3 protein-coding genes are annotated in these 4,913 nt (G+C 38.2%); all 3 read left to right on the top strand.

The window, feature by feature from the left end; all coding sequences use genetic code 11:
* Positions 1–248 precede the first annotated feature (248 nt).
* The 3 genes from ACMZ6U_RS09300 (at position 249) to ACMZ6U_RS09290 (ending at position 4,892) form a co-directional block, all read left to right on the top strand.
* Positions 249–1,577, top strand: coding sequence for a DUF2254 family protein (locus tag ACMZ6U_RS09300; RefSeq protein ID WP_416108170.1), 1,329 nt, complete (start codon positions 249–251; stop codon positions 1,575–1,577).
* An 81-nt stretch (positions 1,578–1,658) separates the two neighbouring features.
* A complete protein-coding gene (locus ACMZ6U_RS09295) occupies positions 1,659–3,554 on the top strand; it encodes a M13 family metallopeptidase (protein WP_416108168.1) in 1,896 nt (631 codons plus the stop codon).
* Between the two features lie 447 nt (positions 3,555–4,001).
* The gene (locus ACMZ6U_RS09290; RefSeq protein ID WP_416108166.1) at positions 4,002–4,892 is read left to right on the top strand and encodes a diacylglycerol/lipid kinase family protein; all 891 of its coding nucleotides are present in this window, start codon (positions 4,002–4,004) and stop codon (positions 4,890–4,892) included.
* The last annotated feature ends 21 nt before the right edge of the window (positions 4,893–4,913 follow it).

Below are 4,913 nucleotides of genomic sequence, written 5' to 3'. Positions count from 1 at the left end.
GTAAATAAACCAACGATTCTCCATGACATTAATGGAGAACTTTTTGGATTGAAAATATTGTTACAAAAATACTTTGCTCCATCAGCATTCTACGGAGTTTTTACATTTAGGTTACTTAAGTGAGGAGATATTATTTATTGAAGATTTTCGTTTGTTGAGAAGATAACTTTCCTGCTATAATAAAAAAGAGTATCAGACTTTTTCCTTTCTGCTAATAATGAGAGGAAGAATTATAGAAAAGGGATTATATGTTAAGTCAACTTAAATTATCATTTATTAATAATAAAAACAGTATCCGCATTGCTAATTATAGTTTTATCTCTGTGATTTTGTTGATTATTACTTGGATTTTTGATTATCATTTTCCTTACTTAAAACAGTATTTGCCACAATATCTACTTTTGTCCAAGGATGTCTCAACCTCGTTTTTATCAAACTTATCGGGAGTATTCTTGACAGTCACAACATTTACCTTTACAACGATTTTGACGATTTTGAATCATTATGCCTCATCGTTTTCTCCTCGTATTTTACAAGATTTCATTGAAAAACCAAATGTATTAAGTCTCTTTGGGATTTTTATAGGCGGTTTTTTCTATACTGTTCTAGCTTTGTTTTTTTTAAGTAATTTACAGAGTGATGTGATGATGGTGTCAGGGACGATAGGTGTTCTATATGCTATGGCTTCTATGGTAGCCTTCATTTTGTTTGTTAGACGTGTTTTAAAAGATATTAGAATTGGTAGTGTCTTAGATAGTATTTATGAAAATGCCAATCAGTTAGTGACTCAAGAAGCTGAGGCGCGTAAGCTGTCTGAGAGATATGATCCTGACGAGATTATTGAAGGTATCAAAATCTATGGACAGTCTACAGGTTATTTCTATACTATTGATGAAACCTTACTGAAGAATACTTTGAAGAATGTTCGTTGCGAATTGGTTATCACTAAAAAGATTGGTCAGTATATTCCAAAAGGAATGTACATCGCTACTTTATATATTTTTGATGAAAATCAAATGTCAGAGCAAGAACAGTTGAATGTTATAAAAGACATTTCTGAAGCGTTAGTGATAAATGTTGCTAAAAACGATCAGCAAGATTATCACCTTGAACTAACTTATTTAGTTGAAATTGCAGTACGTGCACTCAGTCCAGGAATCAATGATCCCAATACATCTATTGCCTGTATCGATAAATTAGGTGTGCTATTAGGGCGTCTTTTTTCAAGTCAGAATCATTTTATTACATTAGCTTCAGATAGTAATACTAAAATAGTATATCAGACATATTCTGTTGAAGAAGAATTATATCTTGCCTTTAATCAGATTCTTTTTTATGCTAAGAGCGAGCCTACTATGGCGAGGTCCATGCTTGAAACTATTTATATGATCTATATGATATCAGATGAGTCGGCACAAGCTGAGGTTACTGATTTTTTTAGTTATGTCTATAAGATTTGTTTAGAATCTTTAACGAGTGATTTGGATAAAAAGAAATTACACGAAATTAAGGAGGATTTTGATAGAAATCGTGATAAACAATCAGACAAAGCGACGCTTAGAGCATCTGAAAAGTAAATCATTGAAAAAGCCATTTTAGTCTCTTTTTTGTTAAAATAGATACTAATGCAGAAGTTTTCAGGAGAGAAGGAGTAATTTATGATACGTTTACAAGATGATTTTTTTGATGCCGTCAATGGTGAGTGGGAAAAAATAGCTGTTATCCCTGATGACAAGCCTCGTACTGGAGGGTTTTCTGACTTGGCTGATGAGATTGAAGACTTGATGTTGGCAACCACTGACGAGTGGCTAGCTGGCAAGAATCTTCCAGAAGGTGAGATTTTGGCTAATTTTGTCAAATTCCACAAGTTAGTAGCTGACTACGATGCACGTGAAGCAGCAGGAACTGAACCTGTTCAAGCGCTCATTAAAGAGTACCAAGACCTCACGTCGTTTGAAGCATTTGCAGGTCGTATTGGCAACTACGAGATGGAAGGTAAACCCAACCTCTTGCCATTTGGGGTGGCCCCAGACTTTATGGATGCCCAAACTAATGTCCTTTGGGCTCAAGCACCAAGTCTTATCTTGCCAGATACGACCTACTACGCTGAAGACAACGACAAAGGTAAAGAATTGTTAGCCCTCTGGCGCCAATCACAGGAAGACTTACTACCTAAATTTGGTTTCTCAGCAGAAGACATCAAAGATATGCTAGACAAGATTCTCGAATTGGACACAAAATTAGCTAAGTATGTCTTATCAAGTGAAGAATCAGCTGAATATGCCAAACTCTACCATCCATACGATTGGGCAGACTTTGCTAGATTGGCTCCAGAATTACCATTGGATGCTATCTTTACTGAAATCCTTGGTCAAACGCCAGATAAGGTTATCGTCCCAGAAGAGCGTTTCTGGACGGAATTTGCTGCAACCTATTACTCAGAAGCTAACTGGGAGCTTCTTAAGGCTGAGTTGGTGCTTGATGCAGCCAATGCTTTCAATCCTTACTTGACAGATGAGATTCGTGTTTTATCAGGTGTTTACGGTCGTGCCCTTTCAGGAACACCACAAGCCATGGATAAGAAAAAAGCAGCCTTCTATTTAGCTCAAGGGCCATTCAACCAAGCTTTGGGTCTCTGGTATGCAGGTGAAAAATTCTCACCTGAAGCCAAAGCGGATGTAGAAGCTAAAGTCGCAACCATGATTGGTGTCTATAAAGATCGTTTAAGCAACAACACCTGGTTGCAAAAAGAAACCATTGACAAGGCTATCACTAAACTCAACGTCATTACCCCACACATCGGTTACCCTGAAAAATTACCAGAAACCTATGCTAAGAAAGTGATTGATGAAAACCTATCATTGGTGGAAAACGCTAAGAACTTGGCTAAGATTTCTATCGCTCACTCTTGGAGCAAGTGGAACCAGCCAGTGGATCGCGATGAATGGCACATGCCAGCCCATATGGTCAATGCTTACTACGATCCGCAACAAAACCAAATCGTCTTTCCAGCAGCCATCTTACAAGCGCCATTCTATAGCTTGGAGCAATCCTCATCAGCCAACTACGGTGGTATCGGTGCCGTGATTGCCCATGAGATATCACACGCCTTTGACACCAACGGTGCCTCTTTCGACGAACATGGAAGCCTCAACAACTGGTGGACAGAAGAAGACTATGCAGCTTTCAAAGAGCGTACCGACAAAGTGGTTGAACAGTTTGACGGGATTGATTTTGCTGGTGGTAAGACTAATGGAAAATTAACCGTATCTGAAAACGTCGCTGACCTTGGTGGACTAGCAGCCGCACTTGAAGCAGCTAAGAAAGATGCTGATTTCTCAGCAGAAGATTACTTTACTAACTTTGCGACTATCTGGCGTATGAAAGCCCGCGAAGAGTACTTGCAACTCTTGCTATCAGTGGATGTTCATGCCCCGGGCAAACTTCGCACCAATGTCCAATTGCCGAACTTCGATGACTTCTTTACAACCTTTGATGTCAAAGAAGGTGACGGCATGTGGCGTGAGCCAGCCGATCGTGTCGTGATTTGGTAAATTATTATGTCAACCCGACACCCTAATCGCAAGACTGGGGTGTTTTTGATTCGTTTAGTTCAACTGATTAGATATACAGCTATATAAAGTCTGAATTAGCCAATAGTCTCAACTTCACAAGTCTATCCTTTCATTGGAGATAGAGCTCAGTGAAAGTAGCTACCTTAAAGATCTCGTTCCCTTATGAGAAGAACTTTTTGCCAGCAAAAAAACCAGACGTAATGGTCTGGTTTAGGAGATTATGAAAAAGTTTGTTACTAAGTTTTTTAGACTTAGCAACAGAAAAAGTTTTAGGATGATTATATTATAAGAGAGTAGTCTAAAAAAAAGCTTAACTGACAAAAAATTTTAATACGGATTTTTTCTGAATCTTTCTGAGAGCGGTATCAGGTGTTTTTCAAGACATTATGGTATGATGACAGTATAGAAAACAAGTGAGGTTACCTTATGAAAAAAGCTTTATTAGTAGTAAACCCAAGTGCAGGTGGAGAGAAAGCTCAAGAATTTCAAAAAGCCGCTGTAGAAAAATTAGAATCCTATTTTGACGAAGTTGAGGTAAAGGAAACTAAAAAAGGAGGCGATGCTCGTGATTTTGCTAGGGCTGCAGCTCAAGATAAGCTAGACAGTGTCTTTGTTATGGGTGGTGATGGTACCGTTAATGAAGGGATCAGTGGACTTGCTGAACAGGATTATCGACCAAAATTTGGCTTTTTCCCACTAGGTACTGTTAACGATTTAGCGCGTGCTTTAAATATACCTATTAATCCTAAAGAAGCGATTGAAGCACTTGATTTTGAGCAAACAAAATCCTTGGATATTGGGAAGATTAACGACCGCTATTTTATGAATGTTGTTGCTGTCGGATCAATTCCTGAAGCTGTTCGTGATGTTTCTGTTGAAGAAAAAACGAAGTTTGGCAAGATGGCTTATCTTATCTCTGGTCTTAAGAAAATTGTCCAGAATGAAACCTATAACTTTGAATTAGATGTTGACGGCGACCATATCTCAGTTGAATCAACAACACTGTTAATTGGTTTGACTAACTCGATCGGTGGTCATGAAAACTTTTTGCCTGATGCCAAAGTTGACGACGGTCTTTTACATTTGGTTTATCTCAAAGATACCAACATGTTAGAATCCTTTCAAGCTGTTCCAAACTTAGTACAAGGGGTTACGGAATCTAACCAAAATCTTGGCTATCGTACTTTCAACAAGGCTCATATTGCTTTGAAAAATTCACAATCTTTGGGAACAAATGTTGATGGAGATGATGGAGATGATTTGCCTATCGATGTCACTATCTTGCCATCTCATCTAACTGTTTACAGTGGAAAATAAAGAAAAACCTCGTGGTGCTAG

Origin of the sequence: Streptococcus pluranimalium (assembly GCF_047785745.1) — a bacterium.
In the GTDB taxonomy this organism is placed as follows: Bacteria; Bacillota; Bacilli; order Lactobacillales; family Streptococcaceae; genus Streptococcus; species Streptococcus pluranimalium_B.
Note: the sequence above shows the minus strand (reverse complement) of the source record. Positions and strands in the feature narration are given on the sequence as shown.

Excerpts from the sequence above, each read along its gene's own strand:
- ACMZ6U_RS09300 (WP_416108170.1), top strand. The coding sequence starts at position 249 with ATGTTAAGTCAACTTAAATTATCATTTATTAATAATAAAAACAGTATC.
- ACMZ6U_RS09295 (WP_416108168.1), top strand. The coding sequence starts at position 1,659 with ATGATACGTTTACAAGATGATTTTTTTGATGCCGTCAATGGTGAGTGG.
- ACMZ6U_RS09290 (WP_416108166.1), top strand. The coding sequence starts at position 4,002 with ATGAAAAAAGCTTTATTAGTAGTAAACCCAAGTGCAGGTGGAGAGAAA.